Annotated in this window: 18 protein-coding genes and 2 pseudogenes; 10 read left to right on the top strand and 10 right to left on the bottom strand. The window is 61.9% G+C overall.

Annotation, left to right across the window (positions count from 1 at the left end):
- The first annotated feature begins 183 nt into the window (after positions 1–183).
- A complete protein-coding gene (locus M3I53_RS18770) occupies positions 184–1,359 on the top strand; it encodes a porin (RefSeq protein ID WP_254317383.1) in 1,176 nt (391 codons plus the stop codon).
- A gap of 459 nt (positions 1,360–1,818) precedes the next feature.
- The gene (locus tag M3I53_RS18765) at positions 1,819–2,991 is read left to right on the top strand and encodes an FUSC family protein (protein ID WP_254317382.1); all 1,173 of its coding nucleotides are present in this window, start codon (positions 1,819–1,821) and stop codon (positions 2,989–2,991) included.
- Positions 2,992–3,030: 39 nt separating this feature from the next.
- On the opposite strand, the gene M3I53_RS18760 is transcribed toward M3I53_RS18765, so the two are convergent.
- The 5 genes from M3I53_RS18760 to M3I53_RS18740 all read right to left on the bottom strand — a co-directional run bounded on the left by M3I53_RS18760 (position 3,031) and on the right by M3I53_RS18740 (position 8,780).
- The gene (locus tag M3I53_RS18760; protein ID WP_254317381.1) at positions 3,031–3,534 is read right to left on the bottom strand and encodes a MarR family winged helix-turn-helix transcriptional regulator; all 504 of its coding nucleotides are present in this window, start codon (positions 3,532–3,534) and stop codon (positions 3,031–3,033) included.
- 44 nt (positions 3,535–3,578) lie between these two features.
- Positions 3,579–5,066: an MdtP family multidrug efflux transporter outer membrane subunit gene (locus tag M3I53_RS18755; RefSeq protein ID WP_254317380.1), complete on the bottom strand. Its 1,488-nt coding sequence runs from the start codon at positions 5,064–5,066 to the stop codon at positions 3,579–3,581.
- Positions 5,063–7,165, bottom strand: a complete 2,103-nt coding sequence (locus M3I53_RS18750) for an FUSC family protein (protein WP_254317379.1) — start codon at positions 7,163–7,165, stop codon at positions 5,063–5,065. The genes M3I53_RS18755 and M3I53_RS18750 overlap by 4 nt, the downstream gene beginning before the upstream one ends.
- A complete protein-coding gene (mdtN, locus tag M3I53_RS18745) occupies positions 7,162–8,220 on the bottom strand; it encodes a multidrug transporter subunit MdtN (protein WP_254317378.1) in 1,059 nt (352 codons plus the stop codon). Before mdtN ends, M3I53_RS18750 begins: the two co-directional genes overlap by 4 nt.
- Positions 8,221–8,405: 185 nt before the next feature.
- Positions 8,406–8,780: a YtcA family lipoprotein gene (locus M3I53_RS18740; protein ID WP_254317377.1), complete on the bottom strand. Its 375-nt coding sequence runs from the start codon at positions 8,778–8,780 to the stop codon at positions 8,406–8,408.
- A 183-nt stretch (positions 8,781–8,963) separates the two neighbouring features.
- On the opposite strand from M3I53_RS18740, the gene M3I53_RS18735 reads away from it, so the two are divergent.
- Positions 8,964–10,211 (top strand): CdaR family transcriptional regulator, encoded by a 1,248-nt coding sequence (locus M3I53_RS18735; protein WP_254317376.1) that lies wholly within the window; start codon positions 8,964–8,966, stop codon positions 10,209–10,211.
- A gap of 137 nt (positions 10,212–10,348) precedes the next feature.
- Here M3I53_RS18735 and M3I53_RS18730 read toward each other — a convergent pair.
- Positions 10,349–10,827, bottom strand: a pseudogene (locus tag M3I53_RS18730) (NmrA/HSCARG family protein); the annotation flags it as partial.
- A 341-nt stretch (positions 10,828–11,168) separates the two neighbouring features.
- On the opposite strand from M3I53_RS18730, the gene M3I53_RS18725 reads away from it, so the two are divergent.
- The 3 genes from M3I53_RS18725 (at position 11,169) to M3I53_RS18715 (ending at position 15,555) form a co-directional block, all read left to right on the top strand.
- Positions 11,169–12,404 (top strand): diguanylate cyclase domain-containing protein, encoded by a 1,236-nt coding sequence (locus M3I53_RS18725; RefSeq protein WP_254317375.1) that lies wholly within the window; start codon positions 11,169–11,171, stop codon positions 12,402–12,404.
- Positions 12,405–13,129: 725 nt separating this feature from the next.
- On the top strand, positions 13,130–13,924 hold the full coding sequence (locus M3I53_RS18720) for a helix-turn-helix transcriptional regulator (protein ID WP_254317374.1): 795 nt from the start codon (positions 13,130–13,132) through the stop codon (positions 13,922–13,924).
- A gap of 890 nt (positions 13,925–14,814) precedes the next feature.
- Complete coding sequence (locus tag M3I53_RS18715) at positions 14,815–15,555, top strand: 3-ketoacyl-ACP reductase (protein ID WP_254317373.1); 741 nt, start codon at positions 14,815–14,817, stop codon at positions 15,553–15,555.
- A 1,553-nt stretch (positions 15,556–17,108) separates the two neighbouring features.
- On the opposite strand, the gene M3I53_RS18705 is transcribed toward M3I53_RS18715, so the two are convergent.
- Positions 17,109–17,900, bottom strand: a complete 792-nt coding sequence (locus M3I53_RS18705; protein ID WP_254317372.1) for a CcdB family protein — start codon at positions 17,898–17,900, stop codon at positions 17,109–17,111.
- 162 nt (positions 17,901–18,062) lie between these two features.
- On the opposite strand from M3I53_RS18705, the gene M3I53_RS18700 reads away from it, so the two are divergent.
- From M3I53_RS18700 to M3I53_RS18685, 4 genes are all read left to right on the top strand, one after another.
- A complete protein-coding gene (locus M3I53_RS18700) occupies positions 18,063–18,254 on the top strand; it encodes a hypothetical protein (protein WP_254317371.1) in 192 nt (63 codons plus the stop codon).
- Entirely contained in the window at positions 18,251–19,045 is a 795-nt protein-coding gene (locus M3I53_RS18695) for a hypothetical protein (protein ID WP_254317370.1), read from the top strand. The genes M3I53_RS18700 and M3I53_RS18695 overlap by 4 nt, the downstream gene beginning before the upstream one ends.
- A 395-nt stretch (positions 19,046–19,440) precedes the next feature.
- Positions 19,441–19,731 carry a hypothetical protein gene (locus M3I53_RS18690; RefSeq protein WP_254317369.1) on the top strand — a complete coding sequence of 97 codons (291 nt, stop codon included), beginning with the start codon at positions 19,441–19,443 and terminating at the stop codon, positions 19,729–19,731.
- Between the two features lie 70 nt (positions 19,732–19,801).
- The gene (locus M3I53_RS18685; protein ID WP_254317477.1) at positions 19,802–19,993 is read left to right on the top strand and encodes a hypothetical protein; all 192 of its coding nucleotides are present in this window, start codon (positions 19,802–19,804) and stop codon (positions 19,991–19,993) included.
- Between the two features lie 86 nt (positions 19,994–20,079).
- Here the strand turns inward: M3I53_RS18685 and M3I53_RS18680 are convergent.
- From M3I53_RS18680 to M3I53_RS18670, 3 genes and pseudogenes are all read right to left on the bottom strand, one after another.
- Positions 20,080–20,160 (bottom strand): annotated as a pseudogene (locus M3I53_RS18680) (DUF2934 domain-containing protein); the annotation flags it as partial.
- Between the two features lie 64 nt (positions 20,161–20,224).
- Positions 20,225–20,500, bottom strand: coding sequence for a GlsB/YeaQ/YmgE family stress response membrane protein (locus M3I53_RS18675; RefSeq protein ID WP_254317368.1), 276 nt, complete (start codon positions 20,498–20,500; stop codon positions 20,225–20,227).
- Positions 20,501–20,527: 27 nt separating this feature from the next.
- The gene (locus M3I53_RS18670; protein ID WP_254317367.1) at positions 20,528–20,809 is read right to left on the bottom strand and encodes a YqjD family protein; all 282 of its coding nucleotides are present in this window, start codon (positions 20,807–20,809) and stop codon (positions 20,528–20,530) included.
- Positions 20,810–21,571 lie beyond the last annotated feature (762 nt).

Below are 21,571 nucleotides of genomic sequence, written 5' to 3'. Positions count from 1 at the left end.
CTCTATCAATCAGGGACTTGCATGCCGTATCGCGTATGCACCGCGCCTGGCAAACACGCAACAATGCCTCCCGAACGCTATGCGTCAAAATTGCGGCGACCTAGTATCGCGTCAACGGTTTTATTGCGTTGGCTCGAACAGAATTGATCGAGTGGTAAAGAATTAATCACGCTTGGGGTAGAAATGAAGAAGGTCGCAATTTCCAGTGCTGTGGGTGCACTGTTCGCTGTTGCAGCAACATCGGCGTTCGCACAGAGTTCGGTTACGTTGTACGGGCTGGTCGATAACGCCATTCGGTATCAGACGAATGCCGGTGTTGGCGGCAAGGATCAGGTCTCGATGACCTCCGGCCCGGAAACCCACAGCCGCTGGGGTTTGAAGGGCTCCGAAGACCTGGGGGACGGCCTTTCTGCTGTCTTCCGGCTTGAAAACGGCTTCGAGGCATTCAATGGACAACTCCACGAGAACAACACGCTGTTCAGCCGGCAGGCCTACGTGGGGCTGTCGAGCAACAAGTGGGGCGCGCTGACCTTCGGCAGGCAATATGCGCCCGCCTACGATACGTTGGGTGACGTCTTCGATCCGCTGACCGTGGGTGACTACTGGCAAAACAGCTGGATGTACAACGGCATCGGGAATTACCTTACCGTCAACAACTCGGTCAAGTACAAGGGCACCTTCGATAATCTGTCGATCGACGCGCTGTACGGCTTCGGCAACCAGGCGGGTTCGGTCGGTCTCGGCGCGACCTACGCCGTGGAATTGACCTACGCGTACGGTCCCGCCCAACTCAACGTTGGCTTCCACCAGGTTTCCGTCCCGACGTCCGCGACAGGTTCGTCGGTCGGCAACAATATCGGTAGCGCAATCAATGGCGGCAAGACCACGTTCTATCACGTCAGCGGCGCGTATCAGCTCAACCAGGATATCCGCCTGCTGGCCGGCTGGTTGCACGGGCAGGATCAGACTGGCTTGACCGACTACAACATGCAACAAGCGGGCGCGCCGACACTGCACGGCTTCAGCCGTAACCGGATCGACGATACCTATTATGTCGGTGCGAATTGGCAAGCTACCGCGCCGCTGCTGTTTACCTTTGCGTACTACTACGGCCAGACGCGCAATGCGCTTCTGCTCAATGGCGGCCTCGGGCGAGGCGACAACCAGTCGGCCACCGTGCTTGCCGAGTACTCGTTCTCGAAGCACACGGAAGTTTACGGGATTGCCGACTGGGCACGCGGCACCGGTGCCTTCTCTGCCGACTATCCGGGCGGTGTAGACGCCAACAACAACGCGACCAACAATATTGGCCGCACGAACCAGCTGGGCCTGGCAATTGGTCTGCGCAAGATGTTCTAACGCGACGCGTCTTATGTCCTCTGACGCACTGCGTGTCTGAGGTTTCGGGCCGGCGCAATCGCGTCGGCCCATTACTATCGGGCTCCCGGTGTAAACAGGGGCCGGCTGCGAAAGCCCTTGGCTGTCGTTGTCTCCAAAGTAGGGGAGGCCGCGACGCGTTTGCTCGTCCCAACGCCTCGCGCGTAGAGCGTCGATGCCACGCCTGGTGCACGATCTTGTCGATCGCGACATTGGCTTAATTTTGATCGGCTATCATCCGGGAAAACCCGGAATGCCCGCCTTGCATCGTACCTCGACGCAGACTGGGTGCGCCCGGGACTACGCCTCACCGGGCGTGCGTCAGACCGGAGATCCCGGAAGGCGTGCGCATCAGGTGTCCACGCCAACGCCTGGCTGCTATGCCCGGACATCGGCCCACGGCCACAAGCCCGGAGCCGACACGCACGGATATCGTCGACCATGATCGCCGCCGCATGCTCCCGCGCGTTCCAACGCGCACTTGTCGAGGACCCCGAATTCGCGCGCCTGCGTGGTGCCGCACGCTCGACGCTCGCTTGTCTGCTCACGGCAGGCGTGGGCGTGTCCTGGGCGCTGCGCCATCACGAAGCGCCGACGCTTGCAGTACCTGGCGCGTTGTTCGCGATGATTGCGCCTTTATTTCTGCGCGAAGCGCGCTGGTCGAGCTGGCTCACCTCGATACTTGTTCTCTATGTGTGCACCTGCGCCTCGTTTGCCGGTGCCGCCACGCTCGCGTCGCAGCCCGCGCTGCGTGACGCCGGGGCGCTGCTCGTCGTGTTTCTGGGTATCTTGTGCCAATCGCTCGGCGCTCGCGCGGTGGGCGCAGCGATGCTCACGCTCGTGTCGTTCTACCTCGGCCTGTATCTGCATCCTTCACACACGCGGCTGATGACAATGTTGACTGCCATGGCGATGGCTCCTTTCATCGTCGCATTCGTCGGGCGCGTCGTCATTCCGGTCGCGCGGGGCAGTGCGCCGGCGCCGTCGTTCATGTGCGCGTTGCCCCACACCCTCGTGGCTGCGAAGGCATGGGGCCGCGTAACCATCCATTATGTCGCCGACCTCCTCGTGACCGGGCGCCCGCCCCGGCGGCCCTTTTCCACCGTGCTCGCGCACCGGCTCCGCCGGCTCGCGTGGCGGCCGGCCCTCGTCGCCAGCGTCGCGGCCCTGCTCGCGATATTGGTGGGCGGCGAATTCTCCGAAGACCGTTCGATGTGGGCGGTCATAAGCACTTTCGTCGTCTTTCTTGGGACGACTTCGTATCAGGGCACGCGCGCACGGGTCATGAAGCGCATTGCCGGCACGCTGAGCGGCGCGGTGGTCAGCGTGCTGCTCATTACCCTATGCGGACACCAAACCTGGATGCTTGTGGCCGCCATGGCCTTATCGGTCTTCGGCTGGGCCTATTACATTTTTCACGCATACGCTCGCGGCGTGTTCTTCATCACGATGCTCGTCGGGCTCGTTTACGGCCAGCTTGGCTTCGCCATCGTGCCGCTTGCCGAATTGCGTATCGAGGAAGTCTTTGCCGGATGCCTCGTGTCGCTCGCCGCAGCCTTGCTGCTCATGCCGTCCACGACCGCACGCGTGGGCGTCGCGCTGGTTCGTGAGTAACAGCGGACGCTCGGCTTGAAGTTCGCGCCGCCGCTGCGCTCAAGCCTCGTCGAGGTGTGCGGATGCACCGTCCGCCCCGTCGCGCACGGCGGGTTCGCCTTGGCCCGCGACGCGGCAAAGCAGGCTGCGCAGCAACTCGCGTTCGTGTTCGTCGAACGTGCTCAGGATGGCTTGCTCACTGGCGTTAAAGACGGCGGGCACGCGCTCCGCGATCGCCGTGCCCGCGGCGGTGAGCGAAAGCCACACCGTCCGGCGGTCGATCGTGCAACGCCGGCTCGCGATCAGATTCTGCTTTTGCAGCACCGGAACGAGGCGAGAGACATGGCTGCTATCCCAGCCAAGGCGTCGGGCCAGGCCCGAACAGGTGATAGAGGCCGAGCCGGCCAGACAGAGCAGGACACGCGCCTGCGTGGCCGAAACGCCAAGCGCGCCCTGGATCTCATCAGTGAGCGCGCTGCTGAAAGTCCTGTGAACCCGAAACAGGAGCATGAGGACATCGTTAGCCTCTGAATGGGCTTCCATGAGAGCCACGGCTTCCGGCATGCCCACGCTCGGCTGCGTACTCATGGACGTTTGCATGCTCGCACTCATGGGCGGGCGGACAGAGTGCTGGCCGAACCAGAGCGGTAGCCGCCACCAAGGGCCTTCGTGAGCGCGATGTCCTGACTCAGGCTCCGTGCGTTGATATCCAGCAGCGCGATGCGCTCGAGCAGCACCGCCTGGCGCGCGTCCATCACGGCGAGGCGGCTTGCGACGCCGCGTTGATACTGTGCCTGCGCGCTCGCTTCGGCGAAGGACACGGCCTCGATCTTCTGCGTCTGCAAGTTCGTCTCGTCGCCGAGATCCTGCAGCCTGCTCGCCGTCACAGCCACGTCGCGCACCGCATCGAGCACGGTCTCGTTGTACTGCTCGATCAGCGCGTTGCTCGCGTTGCGAGCGCCGCTGAGGTTCGCATTGAGGCGTCCGCCCTCGAAGATCGGCAAATACAGGCCCGGAATCAGGTTGATCTGCTGGCTCGCATGTGTGAACAGGTCGGAAAGATGCAGCGCATTGACGCCCAAGAACGCCTTGATGTCGAAGCTCGGGTAGAACGCGGCCTTGGCCGCGTCAATGCGGCTGAACGACGACTGCACGTACCAGCGCATGGCCTGGAGGTCCGGCCGGCGGGCCAGCAGCTCATACGAAAGCGTGGGCGGCAAGGTCGCCTGCGGCAGGGGCAAAGGCACGGGCCGGATTTCCGGCAGATCGTCGGGCCCTGCGCCGAGCAGCGCGCGCAGCGATTCGCGAAGTTGCTTCACGCGGGCCTGGGCCGCCACGATCTGACGCTGCGTCGCCAGCAGTTGCGCTCGTGCGAGTTCCGTCTGTGTTTTCGGCTCGAGACCGCGCCCTGCGCGGGCGGCGTGAGCCTCGACGGAGAACGCCGCTTCGCCTTCGAGCCGTTGGAGCAGATCGATCAGCTCGTAGGTCGTCTGGATTCCGTAATAAATCTGGGCCACGTCGGTGGACAGTTCGAGCTGCACGGCCGCCAGTTCGGCGAGCCGCGCATTGCGTACGCCCATCGCGGCTTGCACCTGTGCGCGCTGCTTGCCCCAGATGTCGACATTCAGACTGGCGCCAAGACCGACGATGCCTTCCGTGTACCACGGCCCCGTCGCGCCGATCAGCGGCTGCTCGCCCGAGTACGGGCCGAGAAACCCGTTGGATGACACGCGCTGGCGATCGATCGCGCCCAGCGCCGCGACCTGGAGGTTGGTGCCCGCGCGCACCAGATCGATATCCGACTTTGCCTGGGAGACGCGCGTGCGTGCAATCAGGAGGGATGGCGACGAGGCCAGCGCCCGTTCGACGAGCGTGTCCAGCTGCGGGTCCGCATAAGCTTTCCACCAGGTGTCCGCGGGCCAGTCGCCTTGCGCGAACTGGATGTCGCTGGCGAGACGGATTTGATCCGCCGCGACCGGCGCGGGGGCTTTGCTGTCGTCGTGGACCAGTGCGCAAGCGGACAGGGCACAGGCGAGCGCGGCGCGCGCGCCCCAGCGCAGACAGCGAGACGCAACGTGAACGGAGGATACAGTCATGCTTGCGATGCTTCGGTAGGGAAGGCGGGGGCGGTCGAGGCGACGCCCCAGTGGGGTAGCGTGGAAACCTGCTCGGCCAGTTTTGCGGCGCGCGCGACGACTCGCGCTTGCGCGTCCGACGTTGCTTGCAATGTCGCCTCTGTAGCGGTCGGTTCTTTGGCGGCCGACGGCGGGGCGAGCGTGGGCGTGCGTACCGACTCGGGCCGCGCGGTCAGGTCGTCCGCGTAGGCTTCCAGCGAGGCGGCGGTGGTTTCTGCGAACCGGGTCGCGTTGCGCGGGCCCTCGGGTGGCAGCTCGGGCAGCGCACGCCGCTCGGCTTCGAATGCGACGCTCGCGAGCAGGATCTCGCGGGTTTGCGCGAGCACCGCCTGCATGTGTACCTGGAACGCCTCGTGTTGCGCTTCGCCAAACTGCCAGCCGGGCTCGAGTGCGACGCGCGCGGCCATCGCCTCGCAATCGGCGAGTTCGGCCCAGAGCGGGGTCGGAGGGCCTTCCTGCGGTTGCCGCAGGCGTGCTGCCAGGCGGCGCAGCAGGCGCGCCAGCCGCTGGCGAAGCGCCTCGCCTTCGGCCTCCGGCCACAGTGACGCATGAATGACCGCGGAGATGGCCACGCCGAGCAGAATGCCGAGCATGCGGTCGCGGATTTCCCTGAGATCGGTGGTCGGCCCGAACTGTTCGAGCAGGGCGAGCGCGAACGTGAACATGAGCTGGGTTCCCGCATAGCTGATGCGCTCCGAACCGGCGGCCAGCCACGCGCCGAGCGCGATGACGGGCATTGACATCAGCAGCAGGCCGGTCAGGCCGTCGATGTTCGGCACCACCCATATCACCATTGCGAGCGCGATGAGGCTGCCCGCGGCTGCCCCAGCGATACGCAGCATCGAGCGCCGGCCGGTCGCGCCGAGGCTCGGCTGCGCCACGATCAGCGCCGTCAGCATGACGGTGTGAATTCCCTGCCAGTCGGTCGCGCGGTAAAAGAGGTAGCCGAGCAACGCCGCGAGCGACGTTTTCAGCGCGAACTGTGCATAGACCGGATTGGAGAAAGCGTCCGGCACGAGCATCCGCTCCTTTTCGGCGGCAGACTCGGCGGGCTCCGGCGCTGCGCAGCGGTCGGCGAAGGCGCGCAGGGCGTTGCCGATTTCGAAGAGAGAGCCAGGCAGCGCAGCGGCCGGGGAAACGGGCACAGCCGCGCTGGCGATGACGAAGCGCTCTTCGGTGCGGATGGATTCGGCGAGACGCGCACAAGCGTCGCGCAGATCGGGCACGACGCTGCCCGTGAGGCCCGCGGTGCTTTCAGGCAGATTCGCTGCCGCCGTGAACAGCCGGGAGACGGTCGCCGCTCGCGCCAGATGAAAGGTCTGTCGCTGCCTGAATGCGGGATCGCGCATAGTCGAAAAGCGCAGCAGCTTCTGCAGGGTCAGTGCGGCGTTCTCTACCCGGCTCGCGTCGGGAGTGACGGTTGACGTGTCGCCGCGTTCGAGCGCCGCGAGCCGGGCGTCGACCGCCGCCAGTTGGCCGAGCAGCGCGTCCTCGAGCTGGCGCACCGGTTCGGCGGGCAGGAACAGCGTGTTGATCACGAGCGTGACGGCGATGGCATAGACGGTGGCGACCCACACCCACAGCGAGATGCGAACCAGCGCCTCGGCCTGGTCGGTCAAATCGACGAACGACTGCACGTAGATGACGACGATGCCGACGAGCAGGAATGCGGCGCCGATCTTCGCGACGCGCATCAGGTACGCGCTTGCGAAGAAGAGGGCCGTAGAAGTCAGGATGCGCAGCAGCGGGAAATCGTACGTCAGCTTGAGCACGAGAATGATGCTGCCGACGGCGAGCGTCGTCCCGAGCATGAACACGATGCCGATGAGCCGCGTCATCACCACGTTCGACTGTGTGACGAAAAAAACGGCGACGAGCGAGAGCGCGAGAAACGGCACCTGCAACGCCATCGAGACGGTGATCACGATCGCGCTGGCCAGCATGCAACGCAGAATCAGGTTGGTGCGTCCCGGGTAGGCGCGAAGCTCGTCCGCGAGACCGCGGACGAGGCGCGCGAAACCCGTCTCGGACTGGCCGGCGGTGTCCGTGGCGGTGTTCATTGCGCCGCGCCGGCGGGCGTGCCAGTGGGATCGAGCGTAGCGACGGCCGACGTGCCGAGGCGGAACAGCGCGGGGTCGGGATTGCGCACGGCGATCTTCACCGGGAAGCGCTGGGAAACGTGGACCCAGTTGATGCTGCGCTGGACGCGCGGCAGCCCTTCGAGCACCAGGCCGCCGTCGTCGGGTAGTACGCCGTAGCTGACCGAGTCCACGACGCCGGAAAAGCGCTTGCTCGTGTCGCTCATCAGGTAGACGTTGACGGGTGTGCCCGCGCGCACGTTTTTCAGGTCTGTTTCGCGCAAGTTGGCGACCACGTACCAGTGATCGGTGTCGATCAGCGTGAAGATGGGCTTGAGCGGCGACGCATACTGGCCCACCGTCGTGCGCAGCGACACGACGCGGCCGTCGAACGGCGCGCGAACTTCGGTGAATTCGACGTTCAACTCGGCAATCGCGATCTGCGCCTCGACCTCGGCTCGCTGCGCGACGAGTGCGTCCACGCCGCTCACCGCAGCGCTGGCCTGCTGGGCCTGCAGCGTCGCGGCGTCGAGTTCGGCCTGCGCCGAGCGTTGTGCCGTGCGCGCGCGATCGACTTCCTCCGCGGAAACATAACCGTGATCGAGCAGAGGCTCGGTCCGGTGCAGCGTATCGGCGGCCTGCGCAGCCACAGCGCGCGCCCGTTCCACTGCGGCTTTCACCGATTCGGCGTTGTACTGCTGCGCGTTGATGGAGCGCTGCGTCAACCCGATCTGCTTGTCGAGTGCAGCGAGGCGCGCGCGCGCCTGATCGAGCGCGGCCTGGTAGGGGCGCGGGTCGATGCGAAAAAGCAGATCGCCTTTCCTGACCGCCTGGTTGTCGCGAACGGGAAGCTCCACGATCCGTCCGCTGACTTCGGGAACTACGTTGATGGTGTCGGCATAGACGTACGCGTCGTCCGTGCTGGGCGCGTGATCCTTGCGCCAGGCGACGATGCAAAGCAGGACGATGGCGATAAGTGCGATAGCCGCGGCGGGCAGTCGTTTCGTGCGCCGCGGTGCGCGAGCGTTGTCAGTCATGTGCGGTACGCGCAGTCAAAGAAGAGAAAAAGCGGTCGATGCGAGCGATGAGAAAACGCTTCCCAGGATGCTGTCGAGCCGCCACAGCACGAACGCGGAAGCGGCGCCGCCGAGGACGATTGCCGCTGCGGCGCCCCTGGTGTTGCGAAAGGTCCGGGCGCGAGACGTCATAGGCGATTGCATCTTCAGTGGGCGAAGAAAATGAGCCAGGCCGCCGTCGCGAAGATGGCAGTCAGGGCCGGATAGGTGACAGCAAGGGGCGACAGCGCCCCGCGCAAGCCGCGGCGGCCAAGCACGCGGTGAACGATGACCGTTGCCACGACGCCGCCCGCGATGCAGAAAAGCCAGTCGGGAAAGGCAGCGCCAAACAGCGGTAGAGAAGGCGAAATCGCGCAGCCGCCCAATGACAGCGAGGCGCACGCCGGCCAGGCAAGCCGTGTTGCAGTGGAAAAGGTCATGAATCGATCACAGGCATCGCAGGCGATGCAAACGCGTTGAAGGGCGAGCCGCCGGGCAAGCTTTCCGGCGTTCCGCCGCGCTGCGGGCGTGCGCACGCGCATTGATGCACAGAAAAAACGACCTCGGCGGGGGAGTCTCGTCCCGACCGCTTATCCTAGGTGGGCAGGGGCGCGTGGTAAATTGTCAAACGGCACAGGCCCTATGTGTCATTTCACGAAATGGCGTACTGCCTCATCTCGTTGCCCGCGCGACGCGCGCACTGACGGCTCATGGTACAACCCACCTTGTTCACTACGATCCCGCAGATCAGCCGGCGACTCCGCGAAGGCTTGACGACACTCGCGAACGATCCTTCTGTGCCCATCGAGCGCGTGTACGCTTCGCTCATGAAGGTGGAGGGGTATCAGGCGCTTTCACCGGCGATCCGCGACGACATATTCCGGTCGATCGAGCAACTGGCGAATCTGTGGTTCCAGCTCCTCCTGAAGGGCACGCACCCCGCGCAACCGGTGATGGCGGAAATCGAGGAGTCAGCCCGGCGACGCGTTCACCAAAGCGTGCCGCTGGAGGCACTACTGCGCGCCACGCAGGTTGGCGCGCGCGAAATCTGGCAAGCCAGCGTCGAGGTTGCCGAGGAAGAAGCGGATCTCGCGCGCGAACTGGCGCTGAACGTGGCGCCGTTCCTGTTCGAATTCTTCGAAGGCGTCGCGCAAACCCTCGCGCAGGCGTACGTTCAGGAGCAGCGTCACCGCACGCATTGGCGCGATGCGATTCTTTACCAGTTGTATACGGTGATCTTTCATGCTCCCCACGACCACGCGAGCTTCACGACGGCAATGAGCGCGCTGGGGCTCGACCCTTCGCTGCCGCGAATGGCGATCGCGCTCGACGCCGGGTTCGAGACACTCACGTCCGAAATCCGTGAGCGGGAATCCGAGCGCTATGCGCTCGCTGTGTCGCGCCACTTCCGCGTCGAGCGGGAGGCGATCATCCACGTGTGGCATCGCGGGCGGGCGATCTTCTGGCTTCCAGGCCAGCGAGCCGAGCTGGCTGCCCAGAGCGATCTCGCAGCAAGTCAATGCGCGCAAAGCCTTGCGCACGCGGAAGAACGCATTCGTGCGATCGGTATCGGTTTGTTGAACGAAGGAGCAGCAGGATGGGCGGCCTCCGCCAACGAGGCTATTCGCGCCGTCGAAGTCTCGCTGCGCGGCGCGACCGTAGCGCGGGTCGCGCGATACTCCGACATCGCGCTCGAAGAAACGGTGCGCGCGGCTGGCGATGTGATGCGGTATCTCGTCTCGCTCGTCGAGCAGATCGGAACCGATACGGACCTGCTGGCGACACTGAACGCGTTCTATGCCAACGGCAGACGCCGCCGGCCCACGGCGGACGCACTCGGCATTCACCTGAACACGCTCAATTACCGGCTCGAACGCATCGAAAAAATGCTCGACGCGTCGCTCGACGACGCGCAGTGGGTCGCGCGGCTCGATATCGCGCTGAAGCTCACGCACGGCGCCGGGCGCGAGTAGCGCCGAGGGGGCATCGCGGGCGTTGCGCTCAGGAAGAGCACACCCGTCAGCCTGGCTTGGCACTCCGCATTCACCGGACGGTGGCGGTCTCAGGCCGTGGCGCTCTGCTGCGAGGCGCGCCCCGCCGGGAAGTCGCGTTAGGTGTGCAGTGGACGGCTCAGGATCCTCGTCAGACGTGCAACGTCGTCCGTTTCCGGGATCATGCCGTCGCTGACATAGCGCTGGGCCATCGGGCGCATCTCATAGGCGGTCCACTTCGGCATGAAGGTCGCCATGTTCTGCTCGAAGCCGCCCAGATCGTCGCCGCCGTAAATGATCGGGCGGCCGAGGACTTCCGACCAGATAGCGGCGGCCTTCGAACCCGTCAGCGTATCGGGGCCGACCAGATTGATGGTCTCGACCGGCAGCTCGCCCGGCGCCTGATCGCGACGGATCAATTCGATGGCGGTCACCCCGGCGATATCGCGGGCGTCGACCATGGCGACCCCGTGCTCCAGATCGGCATCGGATAGACGCCATGGTTGAAGATAACGTCCTTGATCATCAGTTCGTCCTCGATGAAGTACGCCGGGCGCAGAATCGTGGCGCTGAGGCCCATCTGTTCCAGCATGGGTTCTGTCGCGGTAAGGCCAGGACGGTAGCCAAGTCCGACATGATACGGACTACTTATCCCAGGGCCATCGCGCGATCAAGCGTACGACTCAGAAATTCGCTCGCCGCGGTCCTGAAAGCGGCCAATCTTCAGAGGCGTGGCGACGTGCCCGTGCCGCAGTTTCAAGGAAGTCGTGGCGTCGAATGCCGGACTGAGGATCTCGGGCACCCCTTGGATCACCGTCCCGATCCATCGCAAATGTAACGGGAACATTCGACGTTCGCGGTCCAACATACGAACAATTGCGAGCACTGACTTGATGTAACATCCCACAATTGTCCACTCCTGTGTACCGGGATTCCTCTGTGCCTGTGCGTCTGTTCCGCTCGGCGAATGGCGACCGTAACCGTTTCGTGACGCTTTATTACGGCATCGTCTTCAGTCTCCTGCTGGCCGCCGCAATGTTTTTGTACGAAGCACGCGTCATTGTTCAGGACAATCTCCGTGACGAGGAAGCGTTCGCGGTTCTCGGAGCCGCGACCCTTGTCCTCCACGACCTGGAGAGTGCTGAAACTGGACAACGCGGGTTTCTGCTTACAGGGAATGAAAGCTATCTGAATCCGTACCGTCAAGGCATGAACGACCTCGATGGCGCGCTGCTGCGGCTTAAACAGATCGTCGGCGTTGATCCGGACTCGGTAGAGGTCGTTCGCCGTATCGAGCAGGTGAAGACGGACAAGGTCGCGGAACTCACCCGAACCGTAGAACTCGCGCGCACGGGGCAACGCGGTGCCGCCATTGCGCTCGTGCAGACAGACGAAGGCCGGCGTTATATGGACACGCTTCGTCTGGATCTCGGTCAGCTACTCGACGTGTGGCGCCAGAAGCGGCGTTCGGCCACGCGCGACGCACACGAGAGAATCCAGCTGGAAACGGCCGTGCTAGCCGTCACGGCTGTGCTCGTTTGCGCCCTGATGCTGTATGCGCTGTTCGTGCAACGTCGCGCCTTCGCCAGGATTCGCGCGTGGTCAGATGTGCTTGACAGACAGGCGGCGCAGGATCCCCTGACAGGCCTTCCCAACCGTCGCCGGCTGCTTGCGGCCATCGCGGCCTTGACGGAGCACGCGGATCCGGCGCGGGTTGCATTGCTTTACATGGACATCGATGGATTCAAGCGCGTCAATGATGCATTGGGGCACAGTGCTGGCGACGCATTGCTGTGCCGGCTGGCTGAGGCGCTCCGCGGTGCGACGCGAGAGGCCGATGTACTTGCAAGGGTCGGCGGGGACGAATTTGTATTGCTTGTGGAGGATTGCGGCGATGACAGCCAGCTTCGTGAGCTGGCGGGGCGTCTGATCGGCTGCGTACGTTCCGCAGCAGAGCGCGAGCACAGCGGCCGTTTTCCCGTGGGCGTCAGTGTTGGAATAGCGACATTCCCCGATCGCGTGCAGACTGTCGAGGAACTGCTCGATGTCGCTGATGCAGCGATGTATATAGCAAAGCGCATTGGCCGCTCGACCTATGCTTTCGGTTCGTCACCGGAACCGCGATGTGCGGAAATTTTGTGCCGTTCAAGCGATGGGACCGAACTGAGCGAATGAAACGTTGATGCGAGCGGCGGCTTTATGCAAGCGGGGCACAATGCGGTATGGGTTGTCAGAGCTGAGCTTCGCTGGGGTAACGTCGTTATGTCCGGCATGATGCAACAGACGGGGGCATTGAAATAATCAGAAGGATGCCGGTTCGCTGCATTCTAGACAGAGCACTGACGCCTGATAAGAACGCCGCCGTCATACACTTGCCAGCCGCCGAGTCGAAGCGTGTAAGTGCCTCGAATGCGGTACACAGTCCCTAGCGAACGGTAGATTGCACTACGGGAATACGTCCAATGCTCCTGGATACTCGAATCAGTTGTCCGGTCGACCGCAAACGCATAGTTTCCGTCATTTTGTGAAAGGCAATTTTCCAGATTGTGACCTGAAATTCCGCTCGGCGCAGCGATAAAATTTGCCTCGCCCCTTTTGACTAAGGAGCGGTCTTTTTTCATCTGTTTTTACGCGGCTTTCGGGCCGCGTTTTTTTTTGAAATGGGCGCTCATATCATTCAAATCGAAGCTTTGGCAAGCCGCTTTGGGCAAATTACCTTTGCACAGTTGGTTATGTAGTTGAAGCCTTCGCTCGACGATAACTGACTCAGGGTACAGTTGCGGTACTGCGCTCAAATCGACTTACCCCATCGCGGGACAATGACATAGGTTGGCGGCCATCACGGTCGCTCACCGTGCAGTCCCGGTGCGACGCTGATCCTTTCGGAAGGAATGCAGTTTATGCTTGATCCAATGGTTTCCCTTTCGATCTTCGCGGATCGGATCATTTACACAGCGCCAGGTATCACGGCAAAGGCGACGTCCCGCCCCGCGATGGTGGTGGTGGTTGGTACCTGGAACACGCTGCGGCTCGATACGACGGATGAGAGCCACACCGGGCGCGTCTTGCTGGTCGCCCCCAATGTCTGGCGCTCAATCACGGCACGTGATTCCGGGCTGTATAGCGTCCAACTGGACTCGGCGAGCGAGCTTTGCCAGTACCTGCTCAAACAAGTACTGAAAGAAAAGCGGGTTGTCGATCTATCGAACAGGGCGGATGATTTTGTAATGCGAATCGCTGCATCGGCTCTGAATGAACGACAAGACTGCGAAATGGTGCGTGCCGGCTCGCAGGGACTGCTCAGCGCGCTGTTTCCGGAGGCAGCAAGATCGCAACCAGCCGATGCCCGCGTTGACGCGGTTGCCTCCTGGCTTCGCACTCACGTGCCGGTGCGCACGGATCCGCGGCGATTGGCCGGTATCTGCGGCCTTTCGGAGAGCCGCCTCGCACATCTCTTTTTGCAAGAGACGGGTGTTGCGATTCGCGAATATCTGCTTTGGGTCAAGATGTGCAAAGCCGCAGAAATGTTTGTCGCAGATGTAACGCTAACCGAAATTGCACATTCGTCGGGATTCTCCGATCTGGCGCACTTGAGCCGGACCTTCAGGCGGTACTTCGATCTCACTCCCTCGTTTCTCTCCAATCCCGAAGCCGTTCGCCTGCAGATAAGCAAGGAACCTGTCGGCCGGAATTGAACTGGTATGAAGATTCCGCGTGAGACCCGCATCTGAACACGATAGCGTAACTTGGACCTCGGGGCATCGCAGGTTACAGTGCTTCGGTGGCCCTCTTCCTCTTCCCCGGACAGCGGGCAAAACTAGAACAGCAGTTTCATTCAAGGCGCTGCGTGCGGCTTACGGCACAATCTGAATTAACCGACAACGCCATTGCTTACGCACTATGACGGCGAAAGCTATGCATTAGCCTTTTCGTATCAATTAGCTCTCGACTATCTGGGCACGGGTATCTCCATCATCACTAGAAGCACGGACGCGCCTGTTCGGGTGTCGCGGAAGAACCGCCGGTCAATTCGCATCAGACGAGAGGTATCGATATGGCAACAGGTCGCCGCAACGGGAGGGCAGGTGATGCGAGGTGGCTTGCCGATCATGAAATGGACTTGGCACGAAGCGCTTCTCACATTGCGAGCATGCAACGTGAAGAAAGCATGCAAGCGGCCGTCAAGGAAACCATTCTCCAGTTTGAATCAGCATACGGAAGCGCAGAATCTAAAATATTCATGCGTGCACTCGTCAGGAAGCTGGAGGAACGGGGAAATCTCGGAGCAGTTAAAGTGCTTCGGGAATTTGTAAAGCGCGGCCAATCACCTGGTACAACTAAGTAAACCATCGCTCCGTGTCCTAATCTCGCAAAATCAGATACGTGTGCACTCGCCGAAGGAAAACTTGCAGCTTTTACGCATGCGATTATTTTGTGCGCCCCGCCATCGTAAGCCTGGGATGGCGATGGAATTTGCAAATTGTTCGACAGCTCCGACCGAGATTTACGAAGGACAATTTACTCATCGTCACCACACCCGAAGGCATTTTCAGTTAATCAACGTTGCGCACAGGGGAACGTCAGTATGGCAAAGCGAATTGCTTATGTAACCGGGGGAATGGGTGGAATTGGAACCGCAATATGCCAGCGGCTCCATAGCGACGGGTTTGCTGTTGTGGCCGGCTGTGGGCCGAACTCGCCGCGGCGCGAGCGGTGGCTGGCCGAGCAGGCAGCGCTCGGTTTTAGCTTCACCGCCTCGGAGGGCAACGTCGCAGACTGGGAATCGACCGAGGTCGCCTTTGCGAAGGTAAAGAAGGAGCTTGGTGAGATCGATGTGCTGGTGAACAATGCGGGAATTACGCGGGACGGTGTATTTCGCAAGATGTCACGTGAGAATTGGAACGAAGTCATTGCCACAAATCTGACCAGCCTTTTCAATGTGACCAAGCAGGTCATCGATGGGATGGTCGGCAAGAGGTGGGGGCGCATCGTCAACATCTCGTCCGTGAATGGACAAAAAGGACAGTTCGGCCAGACTAACTACTCAACCGCGAAAGCGGGCATTCATGGCTTTACGATGGCGCTTGCCCAGGAAGTCGCGTTGAAGGGCGTCACAGTGAATACGGTTTCCCCAGGGTACATTGGGACGGAGATGGTTCGGGCCGTACCTCAGGACGTGCTGGATGTCATTATCCGGAGCATTCCAGTACGGCGCCTTGGAGAAGCCAATGAGATTGCGTCGATTGTCTCGTGGCTCGCGAGCGACGAATCGGCCTTTGCAACTGGAGCGGACTTCTCGCTGAACGGCGGCCTTCATATGGGATAACAATGTCCCCATGAGCATTGGTCCTTGCACTCGCAAATGGCGTCAGGGCCATCGGGCGAATTCGTCCTTTTGGCGCGGAATTTGGCGGTTGAGCGCCTATCCGCATATGGCAAGGCTTTGCGTGCTGCGTACCACCCGTAGCAGGAGGCAGGGTCGGACATACCTGTGGAGGCTGACGTGGATCAATCTTGGCTGGGAATGGCTGTTGGCACAATCGTACTTGTCGTCGCTGCGATTGCCGTCATGGCGCACTACCGTCGTGAACGGCGCCGAGCCGATCTCCTGCGCAACCTTGATCACGACGACTGGTGGCAACGGCCCCGGACGCGACGTTAGGCATTTCAGGAACCATGGTTTCGCATTCGCTTTAGCCGGCGATTTTCAGGCCGACAAGCCGTCCTCGGTTCGGCTCTGTCCCGACCGGGCACATCGAAGGCAAAGGGCGAACTACGGCGCTGCAGGCCTGCACGCGGCAGATCTGACCATGGTCCGCGCCGGATGAGCACCGCCTTCGTGCAGCCAGAACGTTCAAGGCACTCGAAACGTACGCGGCCAAGTACCCAAAGCCGTCGAGAAGCTCACCAAAGATCGCGACGCGTTGCTCGCGTTCTACGACTTCCCTGCAGAACAATGGCAACACGTTCACGGCGCTGGGTATAGATGAACGATATTTAACATAAATATAATTGTCGAACGTTTTTTAGGATCGCTAATGAATAGGGGAGGATATTGGTATGTAGTTCTGAAGCGCGAACGAGTACGTCGGCCTGGCGAAGCGCCACGCACCAGCCCAAAGCCGCCGCAACGCGAACGTTGCAATGAACAATAGAGAAAAGGATCCGGCCGTAGAGATGCGTCTTCGCACAGCATGACCGGTCAGAAAGCGTCAGTGAGTCTCGCTGTCATCGTTCAACGGCCACGACGGGATCTCGCGTTTGCCGTTAAGCACGCGCAGACTTCTACGTGATCCGTGCGCTCAATGTAGAACATCATGTGCGGGTAGCGACCAGGTGGCCACGACCGCAGGCCTGGTATGTCCAATTCGTACGCGTAACGAGGGGATCCAGTGTTCGGATGTTTGGCGAGCTGAGCATACGCCCGCTCGACTTCCGCGATGAACCGAGCGCTGCCTGCTGCGAACCTTCGTCCCCGAAATAGTGGATCAGCTCGTCTTCCACGTCCCGCCTGGCCAGCCTCGTCGGGATGACGGGCTTGGCCGTCATTTGCGCGACGTGCGCACGCGGTCGCGCAGCGACTCGAAGTAGTCGGAATCGACCGGATCCGCGACCCCGACGCCACCCCCTGGAGGATAATTCCGCGCAGGCGACGGCGTTATGCAGGTGCGCCTGACCACTCCGGATGGCCTAAACAGGCGTGGCCCTTCGAGAATCAGCGGTGATGACGGATCGTCCCGCTGCTCACTCCCGCTCATTCAAGCTTTGCTGATCTTAAATGCACCGGCAATGCAGTGCGGCAGGATCGCAGCCGAGGTGCAGGGCCGATACGGTTCCACCAGACAGCACTTTCTCGTTGCAGACGCTGATCATGTGGGATCAGTAAGCGCCGAATAGACGATCGAGCGCGGCACTGATCCGCTCCTGTTCAAGCGTACTAATCGCGGGGCCGAGATCACTTGTCCGAACCGCGCCGAGCAACGGCGTTTCCAGCACGAACGGTTCTCCCTCGATCTCGTTGATGGGTGAGAGATCCTGTGCAACCTTGCTCGCCGTGCAATTGCCGGCAAGGCGCGTCAAGGGAATGACTACGCGTGACATGAGATTGCCTGGATGATCGCTTTGCACGTCGAGCAGAAACGGCGACTTGGCCCTGGGCCTTGTCGAGGGGTTGTTGTAAAGGTCAAACCGCGCCATCAAAGCATCCGAGTATTCTTCCAGGGGCAAGCCGTCACGCTCGATACGTGCATTCATTTCCGCGACGAAGTCCGCGTTCTTTTCCGCCCAGGCACGAGCCTCGGCCGCCTGAACCTCCTCGCGCACGCCGCGTTCGCTTGCCCGCGAAACGTTGACGTCCAGTTCCCCGGCGCGTTCGAGCAGATCCGTCGGAAGCGCTTGGGAAGCCCGGAATTCCTGCTCCCCGCGCATGGCCGACCGCCTCGAACCTGTTGCCCTGAAGCTGGCGGCTGGCGGCGAACCGAAACCCTGCCTCCGCCCGTCGCCGCGTTCATCGCGGCGTGGTGGCCCGGGAGCCGCGCCCTGCTGCTTGACCGTGCGCGGCGCCTGGCGCTGCGGGCGTCGCTGCGCGCGCCCGGAATCCGGCCCAGACGGTGTGCGGCTGTACACGCTGGTCCTGATGGCGGGTAAGGTGAGGGGGAGCTTGTCGCCCACGTGCGGCGGCTCCCGCGCCGCCGCGGCGCCCGGCGCGCCCGCGCGTCATTGACACCGGCGCGGGACGCAAGGCAGGATGGGCTTCTGAAGGTCCACCTGGATACCGCGGGTTGATTTAACTGGCCCCGTAACTATATGATTGCAGTACCGAAAGGAGGTCCCATGAAAGTCATCCGCAGCCAGCGTCTCGAAAACGTCCTGAAGGACCCGAAGGCCGCCGAGCAACTGCGGGCATTTCTCGCGTCGGCCTCGCTCACGCGCCCCAGTGACGTGGAAATTACCGTCCTGGATGCCAAAGGTAATGCCGTACGTTATCAGCCCCGACTCGTCCGCGTAGCGGGCTCGGGCGCATGAACGTAGCGTTTCCGGCCCTATTTCTTTTCCTCGTCGTCCTTCCTGGCTTCCTCTTCCGCCAGTTCTTCCAGCGCAACGAAGTTCGCACGTTTGACCACACCCCGTTCAGCGCGGTGGTGCTCAAGGCGTTGCTGTGTGCGGCGCTCTTCAATGCGGCCGGCGCCATTGCAGCGCGTGTCGCAGGGTACGAAATCGAACTCGGTGACGTCGTTCGCCTGCTCGTCGGTGGACCGTCTTCAATCAAGGATCTGGACAGTCGACTGACCTGGCTCAACGTTCACCCCGTCGCCGGCGCAGGGTATTTTGTGTTCACCAACGGGTTAGCGCTCGTCTCGGCTTTCGTGTGGCGTGGCACGGTTCAGCGCTGGGAACTTGACCGGACTGGACACCGTCTCGCGAGCCTTGCGCGCGGCGATGCCCCCTGGTACTACCTCTTCTCCGGCCTTGATCACCCGAAGGAAGACGCCATCGATGGCGCGATGGTCGCCGCAGTCGTTGAATTCAACGAAGGTTCGTTTCTGTACACGGGTGTGCTTGCCGACTACGAGGTTAATGCGGACGGTCAGTTGGACCGGCTGATGATGGTTCAGGCGCAACGTCGCAAACTCGAAAACGACCGGCAATACGACGCGGCGAACGAACGGTTCATGGAGGACTCGACGCGCTTTTACCCGATCGCTGGCGATGTATTTGTGCTTCGCTACGACGAGGTCAAGACTCTGAACGTCACCTACCTCTCTCTCGAACCGCAGCGGCGCCAGGCCACCCCCGGTTCGCCCGAAGCCGACTAGCAACCCGCGAATGACAATCCACGCTTTCGCGCGGCGCAACGCGTTCCGGGCGGTCCCAGCGCCGTGCCCGACCACTGCTCGGGTTCAAGGATCTTCCTGTCGCGCAGAGACACCAGAGGTTATGTCAGCTTCGATCACAACGGCGTGCACTTTACCGGGCTCCTTCCGGAGCCTCTCCAGGGCGGGCTTCAGGTGCAATACCGCCCAATTATCCGTTTTATTCCCGTTCGTCAATCATGGAGCGGCCGCTTGATGGGGCTCGTAACTTCGCAGTCCAGCTTGCAACGCGCGGGCCTGGAGCATCTGCCTGCATTCACGAGTATTTTGTCGAGTCGCGAAATAAACCGCGTTTGTTCGCGGTATTGCAGGTGTAGAACACGAATGGAGCAAACGAAATGGACATCATCGACCTGGCCCGTGCGTCGGGATTGACCGTTATCCTCGATGGCCGGATTGGCCGTGAGGAATACCAAAGCGTATGTGGTTCGGTATCGGCGTTGCAGCGCTTCGCCGAATCGCTGTGTCAGTGCCCGGCGTACGGGAACGACAGCGCCTCGCACCGGTCAGCGGCGGCCAGCGCGTCGGGGCGGTTACGCGGGCGCATCGACAAACTTGCTGGAACGGCGGGTGCCATGGCGTTGCCTGCTCGACGCAAGTCGAGCGTCGGTCACTCGACAGTGAAATAAGAGGCGGGCGAAGTGAGGATCGGGGTGCAATCTATTCTGCTGTCGACTTCAACTTGAGTCGGGCCTGGTAATGCTGGCTTATTTGTTTCTGCATCTGGTCAATCACGTGCTCGGGATTTGGTCACTCGACCTCGCCGGCCGTGGACTGCTGTGGCGCAGCCTGCCTGGAACGATCGCGCTGATGGGCCCTGCCTCTCTGTGGCGCGACAATCTGGATGAGAGACGCGCGACAATCAAGTTGAGAATGTCGCGGCAGAAATGATGATGCCGATGTTGATTGACGCTGGCAAGCGACGCGCGGCGTTGATTGGTGCGGGCGAGTGGGTGGCGCGCGACAATTTCTTCAGAACGCCCTTCAGGACTTCCGTCCTTCTCCCAAAGAAAGAATGCGAGCGTTCGAATCTGTCCTTCGGTAACTGGCACATCCATCTCAATCTCCAGCAAAAAGTGAAGTGGTCAGGACGCTGCGGCCAAGAGCCAGCAGATGCCAGCGTTAGAGTGAACGCGCCCGACCGCGGCTGAAAAGGCGCAGGACAGCGAGCAGGATGACGGCGCCGACCAAGGCCGTGATCAGCGACCCAACGATTCCGCTACCCAGGTGCAAGCCGAGAAGGCCGCCAAGCCAGCCGCCGAGAAACGCGCCGACGATCCCCACAATGATGTCGACAAGGATGCCGAATCCGCCGCCGTCGACAATACGACCGGCCAGAGCGCCAGCGATGCCGCCGATAATCAGCCAGAAAATGATTCCATGCGAGACAGGGTCCATGTTTGTTCTCCTTCAGCAAAATCCACTTTAGCGGCGAGCAAGCATTCCGATGATGAGTCCGCCGATGAGTGCCATCGCGACCGCTTTCCACGGCGCCTCATGGACGTAATCGTCGGTCGATTCAGAGATGACCCGGTACTTCGTCTTGACCACCTCCTGTGCACCGGCAATCTTGTCCTTCAGGTCGGACAGAACTTGCGCACCGTTTGCTCGGTCCTGGCTATTGCCGTCCGACTTCGCTGTCGAGCTATTGCCCGGTTGAGATAGACCGGCGGAGCCCGGGCTCGTGAGTTGATGAGAATCGTCCATCTGAACCTCCGTTCTGTTGGTTAGGCGGCTCAAGGGTGCGCAAGTGGTGTGCCTTCCCGAAAAACAGCGCGGCCAATCATCGTGGTGGGCTGCGGTCATATGGTCAAATTGACCTTCGGTGTCGCGACACACTGGCGGACCGGTAATGGTGCACTGTGCTCCAGGGTGACGAGTCGCGAACGCTGGTTTGCGGCTATCGCTGCGCGCGGCAGGCGGCAGGCGGCAGGCGGCCGTCGGCAGAAGGCATCATGTCACCTGTTTACCGAGCAACCCGGTCTCCGACCTGCAGTGCCAGGGTTGCCAATGCAGCGAGATTCATAGCCTGGTCTGCATACTCGACCTCGCCCGCGTTAAGATGTCATCGAGGACGGGAGCCAGGCGACGCAGTTGCCGGAAAGCAGCGGCATCAAGTTTCATTTCCGAACTCCCCGGCGGGCAGACGCACCCTAGGCTGACTGCCTGAAGGCGCTGCGCGGACCCCTTGTCCCGACCGCGCCACATGCCGTGCGCGACTGCGTACCCGCGACTATGGCTCATGGCCAACGAGGCAGCGTCATCGGATGATGTGCTGACAATAATCGAGGGAATGTTCCCCGCAAGATCATACGTTGCCTCTACCGTCGTATTGACGATCTCGTCGCCGGGATGGGTGTGGGACGGCCGAGCCTGTATGCCTTCTGTGGGGACAAGCGGGCGATATTCCTGCGCGTCCTTAGGGGGTACGCAGAACGGAAGGGCGCATCAGCCGCGAAGGCACTCCTC

Source organism: Paraburkholderia sp. CNPSo 3272, from assembly GCF_024206495.1.
In the GTDB taxonomy this organism is placed as follows: Bacteria; Pseudomonadota; Gammaproteobacteria; order Burkholderiales; family Burkholderiaceae; genus Paraburkholderia.
The sequence above is the reverse complement of the archived record's forward strand: the minus strand, read 5'-3'. Positions and strand labels throughout refer to the sequence as shown.

What these genes read in the sequence shown, in the direction of transcription:
- M3I53_RS18770 (WP_254317383.1), top strand. Translation starts at nt 184, where the DNA reads ATGAAGAAGGTCGCAATTTCCAGTGCTGTGGGTGCACTGTTCGCTGTT.
- M3I53_RS18765 (WP_254317382.1), top strand. Translation starts at nt 1,819, where the DNA reads ATGATCGCCGCCGCATGCTCCCGCGCGTTCCAACGCGCACTTGTCGAG.
- M3I53_RS18760 (WP_254317381.1), bottom strand. Translation starts at nt 3,534, where the DNA reads ATGCCGGAAGCCGTGGCTCTCATGGAAGCCCATTCAGAGGCTAACGAT.
- M3I53_RS18755 (WP_254317380.1), bottom strand. Translation starts at nt 5,066, where the DNA reads ATGACTGTATCCTCCGTTCACGTTGCGTCTCGCTGTCTGCGCTGGGGC.
- M3I53_RS18750 (WP_254317379.1), bottom strand. Translation starts at nt 7,165, where the DNA reads ATGAACACCGCCACGGACACCGCCGGCCAGTCCGAGACGGGTTTCGCG.
- mdtN (WP_254317378.1), bottom strand. Translation starts at nt 8,220, where the DNA reads ATGACTGACAACGCTCGCGCACCGCGGCGCACGAAACGACTGCCCGCC.
- M3I53_RS18740 (WP_254317377.1), bottom strand. Translation starts at nt 8,780, where the DNA reads ATGCGCGTGCGCACGCCCGCAGCGCGGCGGAACGCCGGAAAGCTTGCC.
- M3I53_RS18720 (WP_254317374.1), top strand. Translation starts at nt 13,130, where the DNA reads ATGCTTGATCCAATGGTTTCCCTTTCGATCTTCGCGGATCGGATCATT.
- M3I53_RS18715 (WP_254317373.1), top strand. Translation starts at nt 14,815, where the DNA reads ATGGCAAAGCGAATTGCTTATGTAACCGGGGGAATGGGTGGAATTGGA.
- M3I53_RS18700 (WP_254317371.1), top strand. Translation starts at nt 18,063, where the DNA reads ATGAAAGTCATCCGCAGCCAGCGTCTCGAAAACGTCCTGAAGGACCCG.
- M3I53_RS18695 (WP_254317370.1), top strand. Translation starts at nt 18,251, where the DNA reads ATGAACGTAGCGTTTCCGGCCCTATTTCTTTTCCTCGTCGTCCTTCCT.
- M3I53_RS18690 (WP_254317369.1), top strand. Translation starts at nt 19,441, where the DNA reads ATGGACATCATCGACCTGGCCCGTGCGTCGGGATTGACCGTTATCCTC.
- M3I53_RS18685 (WP_254317477.1), top strand. Translation starts at nt 19,802, where the DNA reads ATGCTGGCTTATTTGTTTCTGCATCTGGTCAATCACGTGCTCGGGATT.
- M3I53_RS18675 (WP_254317368.1), bottom strand. Translation starts at nt 20,500, where the DNA reads ATGGACCCTGTCTCGCATGGAATCATTTTCTGGCTGATTATCGGCGGC.
- M3I53_RS18670 (WP_254317367.1), bottom strand. Translation starts at nt 20,809, where the DNA reads ATGGACGATTCTCATCAACTCACGAGCCCGGGCTCCGCCGGTCTATCT.